18 protein-coding genes are annotated in these 24,864 nt (G+C 69.2%); 7 read left to right on the top strand and 11 right to left on the bottom strand.

What is annotated here, in order from left to right; all coding sequences use genetic code 11:
* Positions 1–180: 180 nt before the first annotated feature.
* Complete coding sequence (locus SSQG_RS22740) at positions 181–1,617, top strand: hypothetical protein (protein WP_039935358.1); 1,437 nt, start codon at positions 181–183, stop codon at positions 1,615–1,617.
* A 49-nt stretch (positions 1,618–1,666) separates the two neighbouring features.
* Here the strand turns inward: SSQG_RS22740 and SSQG_RS22735 are convergent, their stop codons facing one another.
* Together SSQG_RS22735 and SSQG_RS22730 are read right to left on the bottom strand one after the other, a co-directional pair.
* The gene (locus SSQG_RS22735; protein WP_039933423.1) at positions 1,667–2,506 is read right to left on the bottom strand and encodes a hypothetical protein; all 840 of its coding nucleotides are present in this window, start codon (positions 2,504–2,506) and stop codon (positions 1,667–1,669) included.
* A gap of 41 nt (positions 2,507–2,547) precedes the next feature.
* Positions 2,548–2,808, bottom strand: a complete 261-nt coding sequence (locus tag SSQG_RS22730) for a hypothetical protein (RefSeq protein WP_003992187.1) — start codon at positions 2,806–2,808, stop codon at positions 2,548–2,550.
* Positions 2,809–3,012: 204 nt separating this feature from the next.
* Here SSQG_RS22730 and SSQG_RS22725 point away from each other — a divergent pair, with 204 nt between their 5' ends.
* Positions 3,013–3,273 (top strand): WXG100 family type VII secretion target, encoded by a 261-nt coding sequence (locus SSQG_RS22725; RefSeq protein ID WP_003992186.1) that lies wholly within the window; start codon positions 3,013–3,015, stop codon positions 3,271–3,273.
* A gap of 120 nt (positions 3,274–3,393) precedes the next feature.
* Here SSQG_RS22725 and SSQG_RS22720 read toward each other — a convergent pair whose 3' ends face one another.
* On the bottom strand, positions 3,394–3,696 hold the full coding sequence (locus SSQG_RS22720; RefSeq protein ID WP_106434204.1) for a hypothetical protein: 303 nt from the start codon (positions 3,694–3,696) through the stop codon (positions 3,394–3,396).
* Between the two features lie 181 nt (positions 3,697–3,877).
* On the opposite strand from SSQG_RS22720, the gene SSQG_RS22715 reads away from it, so the two are divergent.
* The 3 genes from SSQG_RS22715 to SSQG_RS22705 all read left to right on the top strand — a co-directional run bounded on the left by SSQG_RS22715 (position 3,878) and on the right by SSQG_RS22705 (position 6,293).
* Entirely contained in the window at positions 3,878–4,210 is a 333-nt protein-coding gene (locus SSQG_RS22715; protein ID WP_003992184.1) for an SAV_915 family protein, read from the top strand.
* Positions 4,203–5,663 (top strand): hypothetical protein, encoded by a 1,461-nt coding sequence (locus tag SSQG_RS22710; RefSeq protein WP_003992183.1) that lies wholly within the window; start codon positions 4,203–4,205, stop codon positions 5,661–5,663. The genes SSQG_RS22715 and SSQG_RS22710 overlap by 8 nt, the downstream gene beginning before the upstream one ends.
* Before the next feature lie 180 nt (positions 5,664–5,843).
* Positions 5,844–6,293 carry a hypothetical protein gene (locus SSQG_RS22705; protein ID WP_003992182.1) on the top strand — a complete coding sequence of 150 codons (450 nt, stop codon included), beginning with the start codon at positions 5,844–5,846 and terminating at the stop codon, positions 6,291–6,293.
* Positions 6,294–6,354: 61 nt separating this feature from the next.
* Here the strand turns inward: SSQG_RS22705 and SSQG_RS22700 are convergent, their stop codons facing one another.
* From SSQG_RS22700 to SSQG_RS22685, 4 genes are all read right to left on the bottom strand, one after another.
* On the bottom strand, positions 6,355–10,833 hold the full coding sequence (locus tag SSQG_RS22700) for an FtsK/SpoIIIE domain-containing protein (protein WP_039933421.1): 4,479 nt from the start codon (positions 10,831–10,833) through the stop codon (positions 6,355–6,357).
* A gap of 98 nt (positions 10,834–10,931) precedes the next feature.
* Complete coding sequence (locus SSQG_RS38285) at positions 10,932–13,328, bottom strand: protein kinase domain-containing protein (RefSeq protein ID WP_003992180.1); 2,397 nt, start codon at positions 13,326–13,328, stop codon at positions 10,932–10,934.
* 332 nt (positions 13,329–13,660) lie between these two features.
* Positions 13,661–15,322 carry a serine/threonine-protein kinase gene (locus SSQG_RS22690; RefSeq protein WP_003992179.1) on the bottom strand — a complete coding sequence of 554 codons (1,662 nt, stop codon included), beginning with the start codon at positions 15,320–15,322 and terminating at the stop codon, positions 13,661–13,663.
* A gap of 86 nt (positions 15,323–15,408) precedes the next feature.
* Positions 15,409–16,257 carry a menaquinone biosynthetic enzyme MqnA/MqnD family protein gene (locus tag SSQG_RS22685; protein WP_003992178.1) on the bottom strand — a complete coding sequence of 283 codons (849 nt, stop codon included), beginning with the start codon at positions 16,255–16,257 and terminating at the stop codon, positions 15,409–15,411.
* A gap of 319 nt (positions 16,258–16,576) precedes the next feature.
* Between SSQG_RS22685 and SSQG_RS22680 the strand changes: the two genes are divergently transcribed.
* The gene (locus tag SSQG_RS22680) at positions 16,577–16,780 is read left to right on the top strand and encodes a cold-shock protein (RefSeq protein WP_003992177.1); all 204 of its coding nucleotides are present in this window, start codon (positions 16,577–16,579) and stop codon (positions 16,778–16,780) included.
* A 167-nt stretch (positions 16,781–16,947) separates the two neighbouring features.
* Positions 16,948–17,631 (top strand): class I SAM-dependent methyltransferase, encoded by a 684-nt coding sequence (locus SSQG_RS22675; RefSeq protein ID WP_003992176.1) that lies wholly within the window; start codon positions 16,948–16,950, stop codon positions 17,629–17,631.
* Between the two features lie 203 nt (positions 17,632–17,834).
* On the opposite strand, the gene kstD is transcribed toward SSQG_RS22675, so the two are convergent.
* The 4 genes from kstD to SSQG_RS22655 form a co-directional block, all read right to left on the bottom strand.
* Positions 17,835–19,616 (bottom strand): 3-oxosteroid 1-dehydrogenase, encoded by a 1,782-nt coding sequence (kstD, locus tag SSQG_RS22670; RefSeq protein WP_052310331.1) that lies wholly within the window; start codon positions 19,614–19,616, stop codon positions 17,835–17,837.
* A gap of 398 nt (positions 19,617–20,014) precedes the next feature.
* A complete protein-coding gene (locus tag SSQG_RS22665; RefSeq protein WP_003992174.1) occupies positions 20,015–21,136 on the bottom strand; it encodes a sugar ABC transporter substrate-binding protein in 1,122 nt (373 codons plus the stop codon).
* Positions 21,137–21,304: 168 nt separating this feature from the next.
* A complete protein-coding gene (locus SSQG_RS22660) occupies positions 21,305–23,224 on the bottom strand; it encodes an AMP-dependent synthetase/ligase (protein WP_003992172.1) in 1,920 nt (639 codons plus the stop codon).
* Positions 23,225–23,456: 232 nt separating this feature from the next.
* Complete coding sequence (locus tag SSQG_RS22655) at positions 23,457–24,740, bottom strand: acetyl-CoA C-acetyltransferase (RefSeq protein WP_003992171.1); 1,284 nt, start codon at positions 24,738–24,740, stop codon at positions 23,457–23,459.
* Between the last annotated feature and the right edge of the window lie 124 nt (positions 24,741–24,864).

Genomic DNA, 24,864 nt, shown 5'->3' with positions numbered 1-24,864 from the left:
CACGGCCCTGGGGCATGCGGAGTCAGCGTGGTGATCTCACTCAAGAATGCGTTTGCACATGGTAAAGAGAGGGTGATCCAACGGTCTCGCGGGACCCCTCGTCCGTAAAGTGGGTCAGCGACTCCACAGCCGTGACCGGCTGGTTCCGGAACACACGCTCTGGGGATTTGAAACGTGGGCATGCGCAATGTGAATCCGGACGACCTGGACCAGCTCGCGAAGCTGCTTGACGGGCGCGGCGGCGTCCAGGACAGGGTGGATGAAGCATTCACCAGAGCGTCCAGGCTCGGCGTGACGAGCAAGTTGACCACGCTCAAGCCTCTGCGCGGCTGGGTCAAGGACACCGCACCGGACTTGCGCAAGCGGGCCGTCTTCGCACGGCTGGAGAGCGGTGACCCGCAGGCCGGGCTCATGTGGGCCGGGTTCAGCCCCAAGGAGATCGAGAAGTACAAGAGCGAGGGCCTCGGACCGGACGACCTTGTGCTAGCCAACTCCGTTGCGGCCAGCGGCGATCCGAACTCCTACAAGTTCAAACGGCAGCCTGACGAGTCGCTGGCGGACTGGATCCAGCGGCTGGAGGCCCACGCCATATCCCAAATACCCGGGCTCCAGCCGCACGAGGAGACGATCGCTACCATGATCGGCCTCTACGGCGACTGGGGATCCGTGACCGCCGCTACGGCCGTCGTCACCATACAGGGCACGTCACTCACCAAAGTGCTGCTGGGCAACTCCCTGAAGGCGGGTGCGCTGCGCACCTGGAAGACGCGGCTCGGCGTGGTCCTGCGTGGTTCCGAGAGCGGACTCATCCGGTCCGCTGGCAACGGCCTGGTCAAGTGGGCTCCGAAAATACGGTCGCTGAGCGCTCCGGGCAGTTGGCTGCCCGGACAGCTCGGCTCCCTCTTCGGCCGGAGCAGCACCTACCAGAGCCTCTCCCGCATCCCCCTCTCGAGCGGCCTTCGCGGAGACCTGATCGGCCAGGGCTACAACTGGGTGCGCGCCACGCCCTTGATGAACACGCTCCGCGCCAACGGAGTCATCGACAGCCTGGTCGGCTCCGACCAGGCGGCCAGGATGTATGGCGGTTTCACGCACTCCGGCCAAGCGATCGCCCGCGCCGGCAACGCCAGCCTGATCAAGGTGTTCACCAAGGCCGCGAACAGCCAGCGGTTCGCCAACTCCGTCGCGGAGGCCACTAACGCCGCACGCGGGGCGGGGGCCCTGCGCACTGGCCTCGGCGCCGCCGCCAAGACCGCAGGCTTCCTGCGCGGTGCCGGCATCGTGGGCGGGGTCCTGTCAACCGGTTTCAGTGCCGCCAACGTCATATCACAGGGCAACCCCGTCGACGCCTTCAAGAAGAAGGGCGCGGCGTACGTCGCCGACGTCGCCGAGGTCGGCTTCAACGCCTCCCTCACGGCGGCTATGGTGGCCCCGAACCCGGTCACCATCGGCCTCGCGGTGGGAACGGGCCTCGTCTATGGCGGCGCGAAGGTCGTCCAGCACTGGGACGACATCAAGGAGGGCGCCGGCAAGGCGGCCGGCTGGGTCGGTGACAAGGCAAAGGACCTGGGGAAGAGCATCGCCAAGTCCAAGGCGAATCCGATGAATTGGTTCTGACTGGTCGCCCCGCGGAATGCAACCGGGCCATGCCGGCCTCCCCGGGGGCTCACTCGCCGGCAGTCAGCAGTTCTTCCTTGTCCGGCAGCAGATCCGTGATCTTCTCCCACACTTCGGCGGAGTCGGACTTCACCAGGACGAGTGCACTGTCCGGGCCGACCTGGCCGGGCATGATGGGTTCTTCGGGCTGTTCGCGGATCCAGTAGCCGAGGGGGCCGCAGTCCCAGACGGCCAAGGCGCGAACCATCGTGGAGCGCTTGCCTTCGTGTTCGCCGTCCCAGGCGGTGGTGATGCGCCAGGTGGCGTTCAGGGAAACAACCAGGTCCAGGAATTGGCCCAAGGCCGGGTCCTTGAGGGTGGTGTCCGCGTCGATGAGTGTCTTGCGCACGAGGTCGCGGGTCACGTCGTCGTCGGGGCCGGGCTCTTCCAGGGCGACGAACGCGGCGTCCAGCGCTCCCATGGTCGTCTCGACACGGATACCGGGAGCGTCTTCCTCAGTCTTTTCCGTCCGGTGCAGGTTGACCTTGCGGGCGAGCTCCCACACGAGGGTGTTCGGCTCGATGGAGACGTACTCGGACTCCTCCTCCCCCGGCCAGCCGTCGTGTGAGATCACGGCCTCCTGGCCCACGATCACACCGTGGTTGACCACGCCATGCTCGCCCGTGATCTCCACCTGGATCATGACCATCGGGTCGGCAAGGGCGCCGAGCGGCTCGCGGAGAACCGGCGCCAGTTCACCCTCCTCGCCGACCAGACCGATGCGCTGGAGCTCGACCAGTGACTCCCACAGCTCCTCAGGTGGCGTCTCGCCGTCCAAGAGGTGTGCGAACACGGCAATGTGACGGTCCGCCAGCCTGAAGCGGACCCGGGAGCTGTCATACGAGGGCACTGGTGCAGGTTCCTCTCGCCGTAGCAGGGGCAGCGCCCGCGCTACTTCTTCTCGTCCTTCAGATCCTTGGCATCTTGCGCGCACTTGTGCGCCTCGTCGCGCAGCGCCTTGGCGACCGTGCCGCATGTCGTGTGCCAACTCCTGAGCCGCCCGCGTACGTCGTCCGCGTTCGGACCCGACCAGGTCTTCATCCCAGTGGTGCTGTGCTTCTTGGCGGCATCGACAAGAGAGTCGATGTGGTCGGCCAGCGACCTCAGCTGGCTGGCCCGCTGATTGAGTTCCTGAATGTCAGGATTTGCCATAGCAGCCTCCCCCGCTGTCCCAGAAGCCCCAGCATACTGGCGCTCGGTGCAGATCTTCATCGGATGCCTGACCCAGGTGAACACCACTTGTTCACACGAACCGCTGATCTCCGAAGGCACTGGACTGCAACTACATCTGGTGCGGTAGCGTCCCTTGTTGCAAACGGATAGTCCGTTTACTCATGTGACACGGGGAGGATCGCCATGGATCGCGGTGCAGATCTCACTCAGCTTCGGGAGCTGTCCAAGCTCTTCGGCAAGAAGGCCACCGACCTCCAGGGCCTCATCAAGGCTCTGGAGACGGCCACCAGCCAGAGCTCGGGTTACTGGAAGGGCCCCAAGGCCGACCGTTTCCGGAACGACTGGCACGACGTGAAGCCGACGTTCGACAAGTGGGTCGACACGCTGAACGAGGCCAGCAAGTCGGCCAACACCAGCGCCGACAACATCGAGCGCGCCACCTGAGCCGACGCGCAACGCGCGGACGTCGCAGCCTGCCGGGGCATTCCTTCGAGGTCATCGAACCTCGAACGGGGTGCCCCCGGCGGCGTTTTGGCGGGACTCAAGGGCCTACTCCTCCGGAGCTCAAGCGCCCGTGTTGTACATCCTCGCCTCAGTCGGCAACACCTTCTCGGGTTCGCTGCGGATGGCCGCGTCGACGAGGGGAAGCAGCCTGTCGACCTGCTCACCCAACTTCTTGTGCCGTCCGTCCAGTTCCCTGTGCCACGTTCGAGCGTTCCTCCCGACCCAGACCTTGTCGCCACCGATCTCTTCGGTCGGGCCCTTGAGTGCCTTCCTGAGACTCTCCACCTCCTTGGCCAAGTCGCTCCGCAGACGTTCAAGGTCCGCCTTCCGCGGATTGGGCACCTTGGCCTGCGAATCTGGCACAGCACTCACCCTCATTCATCGTATTTTCGGCTGGCGAGTCCTCGCCGCACCAGCACTCTCCGAGCGCGTCGGCATTATCCCTCTGTGAAGTGGCAAGCCGCGACCGTCAACTCGATGACTCCCTATAATCCGTCCGGCAATTAACTTTGCCTGCCACTCCATTAGCTCATAATCTGAGGCAATGGCCTCAATCGAAACGGCGCAGGACGCCCCCGAAGCCCTCGTACTGCCCACCATGACCGAGATGCCTCAAGGTCCTGACGGTTCTCCCCTCAGCGACAGCACCGCGGAGGTCATCCTCGTGCCCATGGCAGGAGAAGGTGGCGAGGAGCAGCTCGTGGCTCTGGCTTTCACGTCCGTCTCCACGCTGGTCGAGGCCATAGGAGAGGAACAACCCTGGGTCATCATCCCCACGGAACAAGTACGGGAGTCGCTCATCGGTTCGGGCGCCGCCGCGGTACTGATCGATCCCAAATTGGCCGATGGTGCGGAGGGAAAGGCCACCAGTGGTTGATCCCAACTTCTCCGGAATCAACCCGGGAAATCTCTTGAGGACGATCAAAAATCTTGAGTCCAGTATCAAGAACCTCCATGCGGCAAAGTCCTCATATGCGAGCAGATTCCGCAAACTTGGGTTAGAGACGAGCAATCTGACCGAAATCGCAAAGATCGCCAGCTGGGTCGATGACGAGCTGCCCATGCTTCGCCGCCGCCAGGCACTCGCAGCGGCGATGGAACTTGACCACAAAGGGATTCAGAAACCCGGCGCCATGGTACAGCTTCGCGAGCCTATCTCTACGATGAGCGAGGCTCGAGGCGCGGGAAAGGAACTTGCGGAGGAAGCGAACAGGGCGGCTCAGCTCGATCCGAGCATAGCGGGGCCTGAATTCCACCGCATCGCCGAGGAGCTGACAAAGCACACGGGCGACCCCGATTTCACTTCGACGTTCTTCGCCAAGATGGATCCAGATTTAGTCAAGAATCTGCCGATGACAATTGTCAGAGCCAACGCTCTGACCGTCAAGGACGACGTGAAGGTCTTCGGGGCCGCGTTCACCACGGCGGTCAACGCCGAAACACCTGCACCGGGCTTCGACAAGGGGGCCGCGCTCTTCCATGGACAGTTCACGAAGGACGAGCCCATGGCCGTGTTCAATCGGGCACTCATGCAGGGAGATGACCCAGAACTTTGGGACCTCGCCTGGAAGCACACACAGATCGCCGCGATGAAGCTGCTCGACCCGGCAGACACTTGGTCCGACAGTGCTGGTCTGCTTGCCAGCGTGATCGGCTTTCAGTCGAACTACGCCAACCACTTCTGGGAAATGGCGCAGGCGTTCTCAGGAGAAGCAGCCCAGCTGAAGCAGCAGCGCCTCAACGCCATGAGCAAGGCAGATCGGCGACGATTCAAGAACGCAACCACTCGTGCCGCCAAGGCCTCCGCACAGTCTGCGCGCGATGCGGAACGCATTCTTTCCAAGTATGGAATGGGGCCGCTCTCCCGGTTGATGGAGGCATCCATCGCTGATGGTGGCAGCTGGCTGATCAACAAGGTTCCCGAGCTCAGGCCGAGGACCACATCGTTGTGGGGCCGCACCATTCAGACCGGTGGGAAGCTACCTCTTGTCGGAAGTCTTCTCACTATTGGCGCCATCGGCTGGGATATCAGCAACGGTGAGGAGAAAGACGTCGCCGTGGCCGCCAATGTCGGCGGCATGGCGGCCGGCATGGGTGCAACCTGGGGTACTACGGCATTGGTTGCGCTCGCTGGGGGTCCGGTCGGCTGGGGCATCGCAGCAGGTGTCGTAGTCGGATTCGGTATCGGCTACGCCGCCTCCTACCTCATCAAGAGCGAAACTGGTAAGAAGGCAGTCAACGCTGTTACGGGCGCCGCCAGGAGTGCAGGAAATGCGATCGGTAACGCCGCATCAGGCGTCAGGAACACGGTGGGTGGATGGTTTCCATAAGGTGGCCGCGGTATGACTAAGAAAAGAAGGAAACGCCCTGCGGAGCAGCGTCAACTCCCGCCTCACGTCGCCAGATCGCGCCAGGAAGCCGCCAGGGCTAAGGCATGGAGGCCGCGGCCTCCGCTCCCGCAACTCCGTCTGATTCTGGCCGGATTTTTCCTGTTTCTGCTATGCGTGGGGATGACCCTTGCCTTCATACTCCCGTCGCGTTCCTTGGTGCAAGACCTACGTTCCCGCGGGGAGAGTGCCGCTGCCCAGGTCATCGTCGTCGACTCGAAGCCGAAGTACGTGAAGGTCCGTCTCGTCAGCAGTCCCGAGGCAGGCACTGAGGTCAAGCTCTGGGACTACGCCGGAATGCTTCCCGAAACGCACACCGGTGCTTCCATGATCGTCACATACGACCCTGAGGACCCGACCCGGATTCTTGCTCAGAGTTGGGTGGAAGACCCTCCGGCGAACCTGCCGGCTTACGGCACCTCGGCACTGGCCGTCATCTGCCTCGGCCTCAACGTTGCAGTAATCTGGCGTCGTCTCTGGATTCTCCGGACTTTCGGCCCCGAGGAACCGCCCATCTCGTCCACGGGCGGCAATAGGCCGAAGGGCGAGGGCGTTCGCAACACGAAGTCCTGATTTCATTGTCAGGAAGTCAGCGCAGAGGGCTCCCGCTCAGTATGCGGGAGCCCCTCACGCTTCACGTGCTCATCACGGCCTGCACCGGCACAAACGCTCCGCCCGTCACGAACAGCCCGCTACCCGCTGCCCCGCCCCCGCTGTTCGCGGGCAGTCGGATGCCGAACAGTTCGCCGTCCGAGGAGCTCTGCGGTGTCAGCAGCATGCCGTTGCGGGACTTGCGGGCCTCGACCGCGAAGCCACGGTACTGGCTGGACAGGGAGTCCGTCGTGCCGGCAGCGAGCAGGCCCACACCACCGTCGGCCCCCTTGCGGATGACGCCTTCCAGTGGCTCGTCCAAGGGCGCGTCGTAGAGGAGTTCGGCATCGTCGACGACGACGACGTAGGGCCGCCCGTCGAGCTGATCCTGGATTTCCTCCAGGTCATCACTCGAGCTTTCCGCGTTGAGCATGCCAAGAACGCCTTCACGGCCCTCAAGGTCTCGCAGCGGGGACCGACGGGGTGTCACGACCACCAGGGGCGTGCCCGCTCGCAGCAGGGACTCCGCGGCGCACAGCAGTGCCGTGGAGCGACCGGACTTCGGCGGGCCCGCGATGACGAAGCCGGGGCCGTTCTCCTCCAGGTCGATGCCGATGGGGTGGAGTTCGTCGCCGCCCACGGCCAGCATCGCCCACAGCGGCGACGGCGGGACGAAGTCCGGGTCCAGGGCCATCGCCTCCGACGCGGTGATGCGTGCCGGCAGGGCGTCGACCCGCAAGGGGCGGCGGCCCGCCGGGACGCGGCCGTAGCGGGCCCGTGCCTCCTCCGCGATCTCGCGGAGCGCGCGGACCTGGGCCTGGCCGGCAGGGTCCTGCGCCAGCAGGCCGATCTGTGTCTCGTCCACACCTGTGTCCGTGATGCGCAGGGCGCGTCCGGGCGGCATGTTCTTCGGCACCTCGCGAGCCTGCAGACCGGCCGTGGAGTAGTCATTCGGGTCGGCGAAGCGCATGACGAGACGGTCGGCGAAGGCCGAGGAGACGTGCCCGCTCAGACCACTGCGGTCGGCCGTCATGACGACCTTCAGACCCGCTGCGGAACCCTCGCGGAAGAGGCGTTGGGCCGCTTCGAGCAGCTGACCATAGTTGTAGTTCTCGAAGGTCGACGCGAAGCCCTCCCAGCTGTCCAGGAGCAGGACCATCCACGGCAGGCGCTCCTCTGGAGACGCTCCCGCGCGCTGTTCCGCCGCGCTGGAAGCGCCCTCCATCGCCAGCAGTTGCTGTCGGCGGGCGACCTCCACCTGCAAGCGCTGGATCAGGCGACGGACCCGGTCCGGCTCGTCGCGGGTCACGACAGCGCCCACGTGCGGCAGACGCACCAGCGGCAGCAGGGCGTTGGAGCCGCAGTCGATGCCGTAGACGTGCACATCGAGGGGGGAGGTGCTGCGGGCCAGGGAGCCGGCCAGGGTGCGCAGTGCCGTCGAGCGCCCGGAGCGAGCGCCGCCGAGCAGCAGTGTGTGCTCTCCGTGGACAAGGTCCAGGGAGACCGGCATGCGGGCCTGCTTCGCCGGCAGGTCGACCAGGCCGTAGGGAACCGGGGCCACATCGTCACCCGGGACGGTGGCCGGTGCGCCGCCGTACGTGGACAGTTCGTCCAGCGTGACGGACTCCGCCAGCGGCGGCAGCCACGGGCTGCGCTGCTCGCCGAAGCCCATCCGCTCCGCGCCGTCGCGTACCGCGTCCACGAGGACGGCCAAGTCGGTGACCATCGTGCCGTCGTCCTTGGACTCGTCGCGCCTGGGCAGCGGACGGGCGTAGGCGTTCCAAGGCAAGGGGATCAGCGTGGCCTTCGGGCCCGTCTGGCCTGTGGCGGGGCGGCGGCCGCCGATACGGGCCGACTGCACGCCGACCAGGGACTGGGCACCGGAACGGACGTACATACGACCTGGAGTCGACTTGGCGATCGCGCCCGAGTCCGGTGCGTCGATGACGTCCATCGACTCGGAGGCGTCCGTCACCCGCAGGGCGATGCGAAGGTTGGTGTTGGCCCGGATGTCGGCGCTCACCACACCTGCGGGACGCTGAGTCGCGAGGATCAGGTGCACGCCGAGCGAGCGGCCCCGGCGTGCGATGTCGACAAGGCCCGCGATGAAGTCGGGCAGTTCGGCGACCAGGGACGCGAACTCGTCGATGACGAGCACCAGACGGGGCATCGGCTCCAGTTCGGGGCGGAGCTTACGGGTGTCGTTGTAGTCCTCGATGTCCTTGGCCGCGGCCTCGAAGAGAATGCGCTCCCGGCGGTGCAGTTCGGCCGCGAGCGAGGCGAGCGCCCGCTCGGTCAGGTGCGCGTCGAGGTCGCTGACCATGCCGACGGTGTGCGGCAGACGAGCACAGTCCATGAACGCGCTGCCGCCCTTGTAGTCGATGAGGACGTAGTTCAGTGCGTCGGGGCGGTTCGCCACCGCCAGCGAGGCGATGATCGTCTGCAGGAGTTCGGACTTACCGGCACCCGTCGTACCGGCGACCAGCGCGTGCGGCCCGTCACGTCGAATGTCCAGGACGAACGCGCCGTCGGCGGCGAGTCCGATGGGTGCGGCCGTCGTCGAGCCGCCCGCCTGCCAGATGCGTTCCACATCGGTGCCCGCCGGGTTGGGCAGGTTCAGCAGGTTCAGCAACCGTGCCGAGGTGGGCAGCGCGGAATCGGCGTCGTCGCGGCTGACATCGCGGATGGGAGCGAGAGAGCGGGCCAGGAGTTCGCACCACTCGTACGGAACCTGATCGGCCAGAACATCACCGACGGCCTCCAGGCCGTAACCGCGCACCCGGACGTGGTGGGACGCATCGGGCGACCAGGCCACGACGGCCTTGCACTCCTCGGGGAGCAGCCGCTCGTCCTCGTCGATGCAGAGGGCGAAGATGCCGTACTGCGGGCCCTCGGTGAGGAGTTGGGGAACGCCCGGTACGCGGCGCAGCAGCCGTGCTCCGTCGAGGATCAGAAGCACGTTGGCGTCCGGATAGAGCTGGCCCGTCATGTTGTGCTGCTCGCGGGCCGCCTTACGCCGAGCCAGCTCGTTGAGGAGTTCGTTGACCCGGCGGCTGATGCCCTCCGAATCGAAACCGACCAGGGCGACGCAGTCCTGTCCCTCGTCGGGGTTGGTGTGCGGCAGCCAGTGTGCCCAGTGCCACTCGGCGCCGGCGGAGGGTGTCGCGGCCAGGGACACCAGTGACAGGTCCCGGGGGCTGTGCAGCACGGCGGCCTGCACGCTCAGCCAGCGCGCGGTGGCGAGGGCACGGGCACGGTCACCCGCGATGCCGACCACGCCGAGCCGTGCGAAGGGCAGGGTGACGGGAACGTCCGGAAGGGTCGGGGGCTCCGGGGGTTCCTCGTCGTGCGAGGTGCCGCGAGCGAAGACGAGTTCCACGTCGGAGGGCAGGGCGCCGAGCCCGATGCGCAGCTGCATCGCGTCCGGGTCGGTGAGCCGGCGCTCCCACAGGCGGCGGCGGGGGCCCGTCGCGAAGAGGAGGATCTCGGCCGGGTCGGGGTTGTCCTCGCGGCGAGCGCGCTGCTCCTCCTTGCCGAGGGTGACGAGTTCCGCCTCGTGCGCCGCGAGGTCCTTCTTGTACTGCTTGAGGGACGTCTTGTGCTTCTTCTTGCCCTCGCGGTTCTCACTGATCCACTGGCCCAGCATCATGAGCGGGCTCATCAGGCAGAACAGCAGCATGTAGATCTGCTTGGTGAAGAAGTACATCGACAGCCCGAACAGCATGGGCATGAACGCCATGATGAACTGGAAACGCGCCCGTTCCCCCTTGGAGGGAGGCACCGGCACGGCCAGCCGCCGCCGAGGCCGCAGCGGCGACAGCCGAGGAGGGCGGTTGTATGCGAGGCCGCCCTCGCTCATCGGGGACAGATGCGCATCCGGCTCGGTCACCTTGTCGAGCACCAGCAGCGAATCGCCGACCCGTACGACACCGCCGAGCGGCCAGGGAGCTCCGGCCGCCACCGCGTCATCGTTCAGTCGGACGCCGGCCCCGGCCTCCGGAGTGAGGGTTACGGTGCCCTGAAGGTCGATCGTCAGCCGGAGGGCGATCGGCGGCAGTGAGGCGTCCGGCAGGGGGAGCGAACAGGTCGGCGCCGATCCGGCGGTGGCCGCGCCGACACCCAGCCTGACCACCCGCCCGGAACCGGGGCCGCCGGCCACTCTCAACTCGTACTGACCGACGGGCTCGCCCTTGCGCAGCAGCGGGCCTATCGATCGGTCGACGGAAACGCGCATGCCGTCCCGCAGGACGCCGGCCGCCGGTGCCGCCGGGTCGCACAGCTCACCGTCCGCCCACAGCGCCGGCGCTCCGGCCACCGCCGTCCCGTAGCCGGGCAGCGAAGCCAGTGAGGTGCCGGGCATGGCCACGACGTTCCCCGACCCACCGGCAGGTGCGGCGACGGTGTCTCCGACGGCCTGCGCCAACACCTCCGCGACATCGCCTGCCGTGGCGGTGTCGTCGGTGGTGACGACGACGTCCTCCGGCTCACCGCCTTCTCGTACGACCGTGACCAGCATCCGCATGATGGTCGTCCTCCCCGTCGGCCTCTGTGGCCACGTTCGTTAACTTCAGCTAACGGAGACTATGGCAGTCTCCGGCAGCGCGCCCCAGCGCCCCGGCGTCACACCGCCGGTATCGCGTAGATCTCCGGCCCGTTCGTCACCAACAGTCGGTTTCCCGCGGTAGCCATCTGCCACGGGGCACCGGAGTCCTTGTTGTCGGTCCACGTCCAACGGACGTCCCCGGTCTTGGCTTCAAGGGCGATGACACCCCCGGACAGCGGTCCGGCGGCGCAGTAGAGCGTCCTGCCGACCCTCACGAACGACTCCGCCGCGCCACGGTCCTGGTCCTCGCAGAGCCAGATGCGCTTGACGGTCTTGACGTCGACGGCCCAGATGCCGCGGTCGTAGTCGCTGACGTAGAGCACGCCGTCGATGACGGCTGGGTTGTTGAAGCCGCGGCGGCCCTTCGGGGAGAGCGTCCACCGCGTGCGGCCCGTCTCCGCGTCGACCGCCGTGAGCTTTTCGCCGGGCAGGAAGACGAGGCCGTTCGCGACCGTCGGCTGCCAGGCCCAGTCGTCGCCGATCTTCTGGGTCCACAACTGGTCACCGGTCGCGGTGTCGCGCACGGTGAGGTTGTAGTTGGAGTCCGTGTAGACGAGGTACTTGCCGGAGACGGTGCCCTGGACGTCGTAGTCCTTCGTGCCCCAATCTCGATGCTGCAGCCACACCTTCTTACCGGTGCTGTGGCTGATGGCGGCGACCGCGGTGCGGTACTCGGTGGCACTCGCGGCCTGGCCGTAGTCGGTCGCGGTGACGTACACGTTCTTGCTGTCGATGGCGATCGTGCCCTCGACGCCGAGTGCCTTGCCGAGGCGGCTTCGCCACACTTCCTCTCCGGTCCTCACGTCACGCGCGACGACGACTCCATCGGTGCCGCCGTCGGTCAGGAACACCTTGCCCTCGTGGAACAGGAGCTGGGAGCCGGGGGCGCAGACATCGGGCTTCGACCATCGGGTTTTGCTGGTCTTCACCTCGTATGCCACCAGGGGGTCGCCGCTGACCAGGAGCAGGCCGTCATGGGTGAGGAGCGGCACGTCGGTGGTGGTGCTGTCCTCCACCGCCCTCTCGTGCCACAGCGGCTGGGGGGCGACTCCGGCCGGCGGGGTCGTGAAGTTCTCGTCGACGGGCTGTGCGGTGCCGTCGGCGCCGTTCGTGCCGGAAGCCGGCGAGTTGGTGTCATCGTCCTGGCCGAGCCACCACGCTGCCGCCCCACCCGCCACAGCGACGACGGCGGCACCGCCGAGCGCAAGACCGAGGGCGCGGCGGCGGGAAGTATTGCCGGCGGCGGTGACCACGGTGCCGTCCGGTCCTGCCGTGCCGTGCTGTCCCTGAGCGCCGTAGGCGGGCGCGGTCGTCCCGTGCCCCGGGGTGGGCGCCCCGCCAGGCGGTGTGGCGTAGCCGGGCGCCGGGGCGCCGTAGGCAGCCGCAGGGGCGCCGCTGTGCCCCTGCGCCGGGGGGTATCCGTACCCCGGCGCCGGTGTGCTCATCGGCATCGGCGTCCCGTCCACCATCACGGGGGCGGGCCCGAAGGACGCGGCGACCGGCGCCGAAGGCTGTTGCGGTGCCTCCAGGTCCAGGATTCCGGCCGCGTGCGTGGCGATCGTCGAAGCCACCGCCGACGGCAGCCAGTTGCTGAGGACACTCTCGACGCCTTGCGGGGCGAGCGCCGTCACGATCTCCGACGGCACCGGCCGATGCGCCGGGTCCTTCGCGAGGCATGCGCGAACCAGGCCCAGCAGTTGCTGCGGTACGCCCTCCAGGTCGGGCTCACCGTGCACCACCTGGTACAGCAACGAGGCGTGCGAGACGGCACCGTGACCGAAGGTTCCCCTGCCGGTCGCCGCGAACGCGAGCACGGCGCCCAGGGAGAAGACGTCACCCGCCGTGGCTACGTCCTTTCCGAGCGCCTGCTCCGGTGACATGTAGCCAGGAGAGCCGACCACGACTCCCGTCTGCGTCATACGGTTTCCGTCCACCGCCCGCGCGATCCCGAAGTCGATGACGCGCGGGCCGTCTGCCGCCAGCAGGACGTTCGACGGCTTCATGTCACGGTGGATCAGCCCGGCCGCGTGAACCTCCTGGAGGGCGGCGGCGAGACCCGCGGCAAGCGCCCGTACCGTGTGCTCCGGCAGCGCGCCGTGCGTGGCCACCACGTCCGTGAGGTCCGGGCCGAGCACGTACGACGTCGCCAGCCACGGCAGTGGCGCGTCCGGATCGGCGTCCACGACCGGGGCGGTGAAGCGGCCGGAGACCGCCTTGGCGATCTCGACTTCGTGCCGGAAGCGGTCTCGGAAGTCGCCGTCCGCGGCAAGATCCGGACGTACGACCTTCACGGCGACGGTACGGCCACCGGGGGAACGGGCGAGGTAGACACGGCCCATGCCGCCGGCTCCGAGTCTTCGCAAGAGCCGGTACGTGCCCAACTCCACTGGATCGTCCGGCTGCAGTGTCTCCATGGTGGGCCTTCCCGGCATGACGCGAAGTGGCGTGTCAGTCGTGTCTCTTGGGGTTCGCTATCGCAGACACAGTAATGATCGCCTGAAGCCGAGTGAGAGTTAGGGGCAGCGGGAGTTCGGCGAAGCCGAAGCGGAGAGCGGCCCCCCCCGGGCCCGCCTTTCGGAACGAGCAGGCCTGAGCGATCGGCCCCCGACCAGCCGAATAAGCAGGACGGAAGCCGTCTCGGGGTTGTGAGAGCTCGTCAGCTTCCTCGCTCTGCTCATGCCGCTGGTTCCTCTTCGACATGTTTCGGGGGCGGCTCCTGCCGGGTGCACGTCCGTCCGCGAGGCCCCTACCCCACCCGCGACATCCGCGCCTGCGGCCGCCCCGACTCCGCGCTCTCCGACCGGTACTGGAGATCGTCGCCCACCGGTGTGAGGTGGACGGTCGTCTCCGCCGGGTTGCAGCCGCTGTGGTTGGTCTTCGCGCCGACCGACGTGGCGACGAGCTCCTTCTTCGTGACCTGCTTCAGGGTCAGTACGTCGACGCAGACGCCGCCGATCTGGTCGGTCTGGCGCAGGCGGCCCAGTTCCTCGCCCACCGCGGCCCGTCCGACGGTGATCCGGAACGTGCCGAGGGGCAGGTTGCCGTCCAGGGCGGTGCCCTGGCCCTCCCAGGTGCCGAGGTAGGCGGCGGGCACCGCGCCCCCGGTAGGGGCGGAGCTCGCCGTCGCCGCGGGTGGGGAGCCGGGGCCCGCGCCGGAGTCGCTCGTGTCGTCGTCGGAGGTCCGGCCGGGCAGCAGGTCGAACACGAACACCGACCCGATCGTCACGGCCGCCATCGCCCCCGCGACGGCCAGGGCCACCGTGCAGCTGAGCTTCCGCACCCGCCCGCCGCCCTCCGGCGTGGACGTCGCCGTCACGGAGACGGAGACCTTGCCCGGGCGGTGGCGATCGGAGGGCTGTGTGCCGTCGCCGTCACGGGGTTCGGGTACGGCCGGAAGGGGCGTGGGCATGGCCGGCGGCGGGCCGAACACCCCGGCGTCGGCAGGTTCCGGCGCCCCCACCGACAGGCTGCTGAACCCGACCGGCCCGGACGGCCCCCCTGCCCCGGCCCCCGTCGCCTCCAGGTTCAGCAACCGCACGGCGCTGCGGCTCACCTGCTCCACCAGCGCCCCCGGCAGCCACCCGCCCGCCACCAGCCGGGCCGCGCCCTCGGGGGCCAGCCGCCGGGCCACCTCCCCCGGGGCGGGGCGCGCGCCCGGGTCCTTCGTCAGGCAGGCCGCCGTCAGGTCACGCAGCTCCCCGTCCAGCGGGCCCAGCTCCGGCTCCTCGTGGACGACCTTGTAGAGGAGGGCCGCCGAGGAGTCCCCGGGGAAGGGCGGTTCGCCGGTCGCCGCGTAGGCGAGGACCGCGCCGAGCGAGAAGACGTCCGCGGCGCCCGTGATCCCCTTGCCCAGGATCTGCTCGGGCGACATGTAGCCGGGCGAGCCGATCGAGACGCCCGTGGAGGTGAGGGACGCCGTGCCGTCCGTGGCCCGGGCGATCCCGAAGTCGATCAGGAGCGGGCCGTCCAGGGTCAGCAGTACGTTCGACGGCTTCACGTCCCGGTGCACCAGGCCCAGCTCGTGCACCGCCGCCAGCGCCTCGGCGAGGCCCGCGCCGAGCGCCCGTACGGTGTGGGCGGGCAGCGGGCCGCCCTCGGCGACCGCGGCCGACAGCGAGGGGCCCGCCGCGTACACCGTCGCCACCCACGGCACCCGTGCGTCCGGGTCCGCGTCCAGGACGGACGCCGTCCAGGCACCGCCCACCCGGCGCGCGGCCTCGACCTCGCGGCGAAAGCGCGCCCGGAACTCCTCGTCCAGCGCGAAGTGCGGGTGCACGATCTTCACCGCGACCGTACGGCCGCCGGTACTGCGCCCCAGGTAGACCCGGCCCATTCCGCCGGAGCCCAGCCGGCCGAGCAGCCGGTAGGGCCCCACGACGGTGGGTTCGTCGACTTCGAGCGGCCGCATGGCGTCACCCCTCCCCCGTAGGCGGGCCGGGGGTGTCCCCCGTGCGCCCGCACTCCCAGAAGAGTAGTGCCGGAGCCCTGCCCCGCTCAGGGCTGGAGCAGGTCCACCTTCACGTCCGCCGGGAAGCCGGTCGTCGGGCCGACGCGCCGCGCGAACTCGGCGACCGCCTCCAGCTGCGGGCCGCCGAAGCGGAAGTCGAGCGTCGTGAAGTACTGGGCGAGGGTCTCCTCGTCGAAGTCCTCCCAGCGGGCGGCCTGCTCGGCGACCTTGCTCACCTCTTCCAGGGAGAGGTTGCGGGAGGCGAGGAAGGCCTCGTGGACCTTGCGCGTGAGGACCGGCTCCCGCTCCAGGTAGTCGCGGCGTGCCGCCCAGACCGCGAAAACGAACGGCAGTCCCGTCCACTCCTTCCACAGCCGGCCCAGGTCGTGCACGTCCAGGCCGAAGCGCGGCCCGTCGAGCATGTTGGCGCGCAGCGCCGCGTCACCGATGAGGACGGCCGCCTCGGCCTCCTGCATCATCAGGCTGAGGTCGGGCGGGCAGGTGTAGTAGTCGGGCCGTACGCCGTAGCGCTCGGCGAGGAGCAGCTGGGCGAGGCGGACGGAGGTGCGGGAGGTCGACCCGAGGGCGACGCGGGCGCCGTCCAGCCGGTCCAGCGGGACCTGCGAGACGATCACGCAGGACATCACCGGGCCGTCGCAGCCGACGGCGATGTCGGGGAAGGCGACCAGTTGGTCGGCGTGCTTGAGGAACTCGACCAGGGTGATCGGGGCGATGTCGAGCTCGCCCTGCACCAGCTTCTCGCTGAGCTTCTCCGGGGTGTCCTTCGTCAGCTCGAAGTCGAGGAGCGTGCCCGTTCTCGCGAGCCCCCAGTAGAGGGGCAGGCAGTTCAGGAACTGGATGTGGCCGACGCGCGGCCGGGTGCGAGGATTGTCCACATCGTGAGGCTAGCCCTCACGGCCTAGGGGGCCGTGACCGGCCCCGCGGTCCGCCCGGGATTCGTGGCGGAGGCCTTCACCGCCACTCGGCGGAGGATGTTCAAACATTCGGGTGACGTGATCTTGACCCCTATTGCATTCCGGGGGCCGCGTGCTAGGCTCATCGCAAGTTGCAGTTTGGTTTCCCTTGCAGTACAGAGCCTGCGGAGCATGTGACCGCGGGCTCTCGTCATTCTCAGACGTATGCAGTTGTGCAGAATTCATCTTCACACTTGCTGGTTCTGGAGCAGGGCAACCCTTTTGGGCCCAAGGAGGGCTTATGGCTACCGGAACCGTGAAGTGGTTCAACGCCGAAAAGGGCTTTGGTTTCATCGCCCAGGAGGGCGGCGGCCCCGACGTCTTCGTCCACTACTCCGCGATCAACGCGAGCGGCTTCCGCTCCCTCGAGGAGAACCAGCAGGTGTCTTTCGACGTCACGCAGGGCCCGAAGGGCCCGCAGGCTGAGAACGTCACGCCGGTCTGATCAGTAGTACCCAAGGAGCCCCCCGCCGCCCAGGCGGGGGGCTCCTGCCTTTTCTCCCCTTTCCCTCTGGTGAATTTCCGGCGAATTCTGACCGGGGCCGGATGCCCCGATGGCCGGAACGCGTCACCCCGCACCCCCGGGTCCTGGCCCGGCAATAGGGTCGGGCCATGACCGACGCCGACTTCCTGATCGAGACCCGCACGTTCTACGACACGGTGGCCGAGGACTACGCGGTCCACTTCAGCGACCCGCTCGGGGCCCGGCCGCTGGACCGGGGGCTGCTGGACGCATTCGCGGAGCTCGTGGGCGTGGGCGGCGAGGTCGCCGACCTGGGGTGCGGGCCCGGGCGGGTGACTGCGTACCTGGCGTCGCGGGGGCTGTCCGTGTTCGGCCTGGACCTGTCGGAGTCGATGCTCGCGATCGCCCGCCGCGAGAACCCGGACCTGCGGTTCGAACGGGGCTCGATGCTGGACCTGGACCTGCCCGACGGCTCGCTCGCCGGGGTCGTGTCCTACTACTCGATCATTCACACCCCGCAGGACCGGCTGCCGGAGGTCTTCGCCGAGTTCGCCCGCGTGCTGCGGCCCGGCGGCCACCTGCTCCTCGCCTTCCAGGCCGGTGACGAGCCACGCCGCTACGAGGAGGCCTGGGGGCACCGGGTGGCGCTGGACTTCCGGCGGCGCAGGCCGGAACGGCTCGCCCCGCTTCTGGAGGCCGCCGGACTCTCCGTGCGCTCGCGCACCATGAGGGAAGCCGACGAGGAACTCGGGGAGCCGACCCCACAGGCACTCCTGGTGGCCCGCAAGCGGGCGGTGCCGGAGACGGGGGCGGGGCAGGACGCAGAGGCCTAGGCAGCTCCGGAGGCGGAGGCGGAGGCGGAGGCGTACTGAAGCCACCCCTGCCACTCATGTGGCTCCAGGGACTCCAGGAGGTCCAGGGGCTCCAGGGACTCCAGGGGCTCGGGGAGCTTTTGTGGCACCGGAGCCCCCGGCAACGCCGCGTGCCCCGAGGCCCCGTACCCCGGGAAACCCCGGAAGTCCGCCCGCTCGCCGCCCTACAACGTTCCTCCTATGTCCTTCGCGGCGATGTATCCGAACGTCATCGCCGGGCCGATGGTGGAGCCCGCTCCGGCGTAGCTGTGGCCCATGACTGCGGCGCTCGCGTTGCCCGCGGCGTACAGGCCGCGGATCACCGAGCCGTCCTCCCGCAGCACGCGGGCGCGGGCGTCGGTCCGCATTCCGCCCTTCGTGCCGAGGTCGCCGGGGACGATGCGGAAGGCGTGGAACGGTGGCAGCCAGAGCGGGGCGAGGCAGGAGTTCGGCAGGATGTTCGGGTCCGTGTAGTAGTGGTCGTAGGCGCTGTCGCCGCGGTGGAAGTCGGGGTCCTTGCCCTGCCGTGCCTGGGTGTTGAAGCGGTCGACCGTGGTGCGCAGGGCCGCCGCGGGTACGCCGATCGAGGCCGCCAGCGCGTCCAGGGTCCAGGCCTTGTGCGCGGCGCCCGAGTCGTACCAGTCGTCGGGGACGGGAAGGGCCGGCAGGACGTCCTTGAAGAGGTAGCGGTTGCGGTAGTTCTGGTCGACGATCAGCCAGCACGGGATGGCAGGGTCCGTGTCGTGGACGTCGTACATGGTGTGGACGACGTCGCTGTAGGGCGCGGCCTCGTTGACGAAGCGCCTGCCCGACCCGTTCACCAGCAGGCCGCCGGGCAGGGTGCGTTCGGCGAGGCAGAAGTAGGGATCGCCCGGGATCGGGATCGCCGGGCCCCACCAGGCGTCCTCCATGAGGTCGAGGGCCGCGCCGAGCCGCTCCCCCGCCCGGATGCCGTCGCCGGTGTTCTCCTTCGCGCCGACCGTCCAGTCCGTGCCGATCGGCTGCCGCTGGAAGCGGTCGCGCATCGCCGCGTTGTGCTCGAAGCCGCCGGAGCCGACGATCACGCCCCGGCGGGCCCTGATCAGGCCAGGGGTGCCGTCACGGGTGACGACGGCTCCGGTGACGGTGCCGTTCTCGGCGTGCAGATCGGTCAGGGGCGTGTTCAGCCACACCGGCACCCCGGCGGACCGCAGCCCCGCGCGCAGGCCGGCCGCCAGGGCCTGACCCATGGTGAGGGGCTTCTCGCCCCGCAGGGCCGCGGCCGTGCCCCGGGCCAGGCACTGTGCGGCCACGGCCGCGCCCTTGGCGTGCACCGCGGCCAGGGCGACCCACTTGTAGTCGGCGCTGAAGACGACCATGCCGGCGGGGACGTCCATGTAGGGCGGGTTCAGGCGGGCCAACTCGGGGCCCAGGAGGTGGCCGTCGATCTGGTCGGGTTCGATGGAGCGGCCGTTCGGGAGGCCGCCGGGCAGCTCCGGGTAGTAGTCGCTGTAGCCCTCCATCCAGCGGAACCGCAGGGGGCTGTGGGCCATGACGTAGGAGATCGTCGCCGGGCCGTGGGTGAGGAAGGCGCGCTGCCGGTCGGCGGGGACGTCCGGGCCGACGACGGCGGCGAGGTAGGCGGCGGCCATGGCGGGGGTGTCGGGGACACCGGCCGCCAGGATCACCTGGTTGTTGGGGATCCAGATCCCGGCGCCGGAGCGGGCGGCGGAGCCGCCGAAGGTCGGGGCCTTCTCCACGACCACACAGCTCAGCCCCTGCCCGGCGGCGGTCAGCGCGGCCGTCATCCCGGCCGCGCCGGACCCGATGACGACGACGTCGTACGTGCCGAGCGGGGGCAGGTCGGCGGCGTGGGCGCCCTGTTGCACCCCGGCGGCGACCGCGAGCCCGGCACCGGCGGCACCGGCCAGCACTCGTCTTCGGGACGGGGCCCCGGAAGTCCCCGCGGTGTCCGTGCTCGTCGTCATGTCCGCTCCAGCCCGAGAGGAACGCGAAGGGGTGGGGACTGTCGCGCGCGGGCCTTGCGAAGTCAAGAGCCGTGCAGGGACGGCGAGTTCAGCCACTTCCGGGAACCGGGACTGCGCGAGCCGTGCGTCGATCCGGACGAGTCGGCTCCGCGGGTGAGTCCCCGGAGCCGCCGGGGACCGGTTCTCCGGCCTCGCGGCCGCCTCTCGGTACCCCTGGTCCGGCCCGGCGCTCGGTACCCCTGGTCCGGCCCGGCGCTCGGTACCCCTGGTCCGGCCCGGCGCTCGTGCACGGGCCGTCTCGACATCACGGGCGGACCGCTCCCACGACGGTGTCGCCCCCGGGGCCGCCGCCGCGCGGCGCCGGGCCCCGTCCGGCCCCTCGGGCCGGGTGCTGCCCGCTAATCCAGGCCGATCGCCGCGCAGTCCGCCTTGTACTTCGGGGTGCAGATGTCCTTCACGGTGTACACGCCGTCCGTGATCACCGTCTCCTTGATGTTGTCCTGGGTGAGGGCGACCACCGGTACCAGCATCGCCGGGATGTTCTTCGCCGTCGGGCTGTCGACCGTCTCCCGGGTCAGCGCGGCGAACTCGATCGCTCGTCCCTGCACCTTGGCCACCGCGATCTTCGCGGCGTTCGTCGCCTCCAGCAGGAAGGACTTGTACACGGTCATGTACTGCTCGCCCGAGACGACCCGCTGCACGGCGTCGAGGTTGGCGTCCTGTCCGGTCACCGGCGGCATCTTGGTGGCGCCGGCCTCCTCGAGGGCCTCGATGACGGCGCCCGCCATGCCGTCGTTGGCGGAGTAGACGGCGGCGATGTTGTTCAGCCCGACGGCCTGGATCGCCTTCTCCGTGTTCGCCTTGGCGATGGCGGGCTTCCACTCCTTGGTGTCGTACTGCTTGACGATGTGGACCTGGCCCTGGAGCTCGCTCAGGGCGCCGTCCTTGAAGCGTGCGGTGTTCGGGTCGGCGGGGTCGCCGTTCATCATAACGACCTTGCTGTTCTCGGCCCTGTCGCCGAGTTCGCCCACGATGGCGCGGCCCTGCACCTGCCCGACGAGTTCGTTGTCGTGGGACACGTAGGCGTCGATGGGGCCCTCGGCAAGCCGGTCGTAGGCGATGACCGGGATGCCGGCGTCCTTGGCCTTCCGTACGTCCGGGGCGATCTTCTTGGAATCCAGGGCGTCCACCAGGATGACGTCGACCTTGTCGTCGATCATCTTCTGGAACTGCTCGCTCTGTCTGGACGCGCTCGCCTCGGCGTTGGCGTAGCTGACCTTGCCCTTGTTCTCTGTGAGGGAGGCGACCTCCTCCTTGATCAGCGGGTAGTCGAACTTCTCGAAGCGTGCCGTGTCCCGGTCGGGCAGCAGCAGCCCCACCGTGATGTCGTTGCTCTTCTTCGCCCCGGCGTCGTCGCTCCCGCTGTCACCGCACGCGGCGAGGGACAGGGCCGACACGGAGACCGCCAGGCCTAGGGTGAGGGGACGCAGAGCGGTCCGACGGGTGTTACGCGCTTTCACTGGTGGTGCCTTCCGATGGGGGGAGCATCGCGACGAGATTGTTCGAAAGCCAAGGGGAGACGGCGTGCGGCGTCAAGGAATCCGTGTGAAGACCTCGCAAAGGCCGCGCGCCCGACCCGCCCCCGGGCAAGCCCTTGCCCCTCGGGGAGCCGGTCGCCGCGCCCTGTCTCATCGCGCGTAAAGCCCCTCCACCTCCGTCGCGAACGTGCGCATCACCGCCTGGCGGCGGAGTTTCATCGAGGGCGTCAAGTGGCCCGCCTCCTCGGTGAAGTCCGCGGGAAGGATGGCGAAGCGGCGGATGGATTCGGGGCGTGAGACCAGTTTGTTGGCCTCGTCGACGGCGCGCTGGAGGACGGAGCGGAGTTCCTCGTCGTCGACGAGGAGGGTGGCCGGTACGGGGTGTTTGCCGTTCATCTGGCGCCAGTGGGTGATGCCGTCGGGGTCGAGGGTGATCAGGGCCGAGACGTAGGGGCGGCCGTCGCCGATGACCATGCACTGGGAGATCAGGGGGTGGGAGCGCAGCCAGTTCTCCAGGGGCGCCGGGGCGACGCTCTTGCCGCCCGCGGTGATCAGGAGTTCCTTCTTGCGGCCGGTGATGGTCAGGTAGCCCTCGTCGTCGAGTTCGCCGATGTCGCCGGTGGCGAGCCAGCCGTCCGGGGCGGCGGGGACGACGCCTCCGGCCTGGGGGTCCCAGTAGCCGCGCAGCACGTGGTCGCCGGCGAGGAGGATCTCGCCGTCGGCGGCGATGCGGACGCGGGTGCCGGGCAGGGGCCAGCCGACCGTGCCGAGGCGGGGTTTGAGGGGCGGGGTGACAGTGGACGCGCCGGTCGTCTCCGTGAGGCCGTAGCCCTCGAAGATCTCGATGCCGGCTCCGGCGTAGAACGCGGCCAGGCGCCGGCCGAGCGGTGAGCCGCCGCAGATGGCGTAGCGGACCCTGCCGCCCATGGCGTTGCGGATGCGGCGGTAGACGAGCGGGTCGTAGAAGACCCGGGCCGTCCTGAGCGCGCGGGTGGGGCCGGGGCCGGTGCCCGTCTGCTGGGCCTCCATCGCCTCGCCGTAGCGCTGCGCGACCGACACGGCCCGGTCGAAGGACGACAGCCGGCCGCCCGCCTCGGCCTTGGCGCGGGCCGAGTTGAAGACCTTCTCCAGCATGTACGGGATGGCCAGCAGACAGGTCGGCCGGAAGCTGGCGAGGTCCGGCAGGAGGTGGTCCGCCTTGATGCTGGGCGCGTGGCCCAGCCGTACGCGGGCGCGGATGCACGCGATGGCCACCATGCGGCCGAAGACGTGGGACATGGGCAGGAACAGCAGGACCGAGGCCTCTTCGCTGGTCTTCGCCCTGAAGACGGGGTAGAGGAGCTCGATCGCGTTGTCCACCTCGGCGAAGAAGTTGCCGTGGGTGAGCACGCAGCCCTTGGGGCGGCCGGTGGTGCCCGAGGTGTAGATGAGGGTGGCGAGCGTGTCGGGGCCCGACATGCCGCGCCGCACCTCGACCTCCTGGTCGCTCAGGTGCGCTCCGGCTTCCACGAGCCGGTCCAGGTGCCCCTTCTCCACGACCCACACGTGCTGGAGGTCGGGCAGGCGTTCCCGCTCCGGGCCGAGCGCGGCGGCCTGCCCGGCGGTCTCGGTGACGAGGGCGACGGCGCCGGAGTCCTGGAGGATCCAGCGGGCCTGGAAGACGGAGGACGTGGGGTAGATGGGGACGGTGACCAGTCCGGCCGACCAGGCCGCGAAGTCCAGGACCGTCCACTCGTAGATCGTGCGGGCCATCACCGCGATGCGGTCGCCCGGCATCAGGCCCTCGGCGATCATCCCCTTCGCCACGGCCAGCACCTGCCCCGCGAACTCGGCCGCCGTGACGTCGCTCCAGCGCCCGTCGGCGTCCCTGCGGCTCAGCGCCACGGCCCCCGGGTCAGCGCTCGCGTTGTCGAACGGCAGGTCGGCGAGCGACCCGTGCGTCCACGGCGGCGCCAGCGGCGGTACGGACGCCTCCCGCACCGCCCCGTCCAGGCGCCGCGTCTCGGGCTCGACCAGGACCGGTCCGCCGTACACGTCGCCGTAGGCGGAGGAGGGATACGCAGTGGACACGGGCGGCTCCTGGGGCGTGCAGCGATGAACTGCTTGCTGCATGACGTACGTGCCTCGCACGCCGAGGCGCTCAACCGGCTGAACCCCCAGAAAGGGGTTACTGGCGGTAGGAACCGGATCGTACGGCCCTCACGTGGCGGGTTTGTGCGGGTTCGGGAATGGTCCGGAGCCGGGCCTGTGCATTCTCGGAGGTTACGTGAGGGACTTTCAGGTTCGGTACGTCCGCCGGCTCTCAGGCCCGCTCCAGGATCGCCGTCACCCCCTGCCCGCCCGCCGCGCACACGGAGATCAGCCCGCGGGCGGGCGCGTCCCGTTCGGCGAGGAGCCGGGCGAGGGTGGCCACGATGCGGGCGCCGGTGGCGGCGAAGGGGTGGCCGGTCGCGAGGGACGAACCGGCGACGTTCAGCCGGTCGCGGTCCACCGTGCCGAGGCCCCGCTTCTCCCAGGCGGCGAGCGTCGCCAGCACCTGGGAGGCGAACGCCTCGTGGATCTCGACCAGTTCGAAGTCGGACAGCTCCAGCCCGGCACGCTCCAGCATGCGGGGGACGGCGTACGCGGGCGCCATGAGCAGGCCGTCCTCGCCGTCGGCCACATCACCGCCGACGAAGTCGACGGCCGCCGTCTCGTACGCCGTCAGGTACGCCAGCGGCTCCAGCCCGCGCTCGCGGGCCCACTCCTCGCTCGCCAGCAGCACGGTGGCCGCGCCGTCGGTCAGCGGGGTGGAGTTCCCGGCCGTCATGGTCGGGTGGGGGTGGTCGAGGCCGAACACCGGCTTCAGGGCGGCCAGTTTCCCCACCGTGGAACCGGGGCGCAGGTTCTGGTCGCGGGCCAGGCCGCGGAAGGGGATCACCAGGTCCTGGAAGAAGCCGCGTTCGTACGCTGCCGCCAGTCGCTGGTGGCTGGCCGCCGCCAGTTCGTCCTGGGCCTCGCGGCCGATGCCCCAGGCGCGTGCGGTGACGGCGGCGTGTTCCCCCATGGACAGGCCGGTGCGCGGCTCGGCGTTGCGCGGGATGTCGGGGACGAGGTGGGAGGGGCGTACTTTCGCCAGGGCCTTCAGCCGGCCGCTCACCGACTTCGCCCGCCGGGCCTCCAGGAGGATGCGGCGCAGGGTGTCGTTGACGCCGAGGGGTGCGTCGCTGGCCGTGTCGGCGCCGCCCGCGACGGCGGACTCCGTCTGGCCGAGGGCGATCTTGTTGGCGGCGGCGATGACGGCCTGGAGGCCGGTGCCGCAGGCCTGCTGGATGTCGTAGGCGGGGGTGCGCGGGTCCAGTTTCGAACCGAGGACCGTCTCGCGGGCCAGGTTGAAGTCGCGGCTGTGCTTGAGGACCGCGCCGGCGACGAACTCGCCCACCGCGCCCGGCCCCTGGAGGCCGTGGCGCTCGACGAGGCCGTCGAGTGCGGCGGTGAGCATCTGCTGGTTGGAGGCGGTGGCGTAGGGGCCGTCGGAGCGCGCGAAGGGGATGCGCGCTCCGCCGATGATCGCCACGCGCCGCACCGACGTCTCCTGGGGGCTCATCTCGACCTGCTCCTCGCCTGTGACGTAGCCTTACCTCCGGTAACCTTACTCCAGAGTAAGCAAGAGTGCGCCTTCAGGAACGCGCCTTCCAGGAGTGCGTCAGGAGTGCGCCTTCAGTGTGAGC

Origin of the sequence: Streptomyces viridochromogenes DSM 40736, from assembly GCF_000158955.1 — a bacterium.
GTDB classification, from domain to species: domain Bacteria; phylum Actinomycetota; class Actinomycetes; order Streptomycetales; family Streptomycetaceae; genus Streptomyces; species Streptomyces venetus.
The sequence above is the reverse complement of the archived record's forward strand: the minus strand, read 5'-3'. Positions and strand labels throughout refer to the sequence as shown.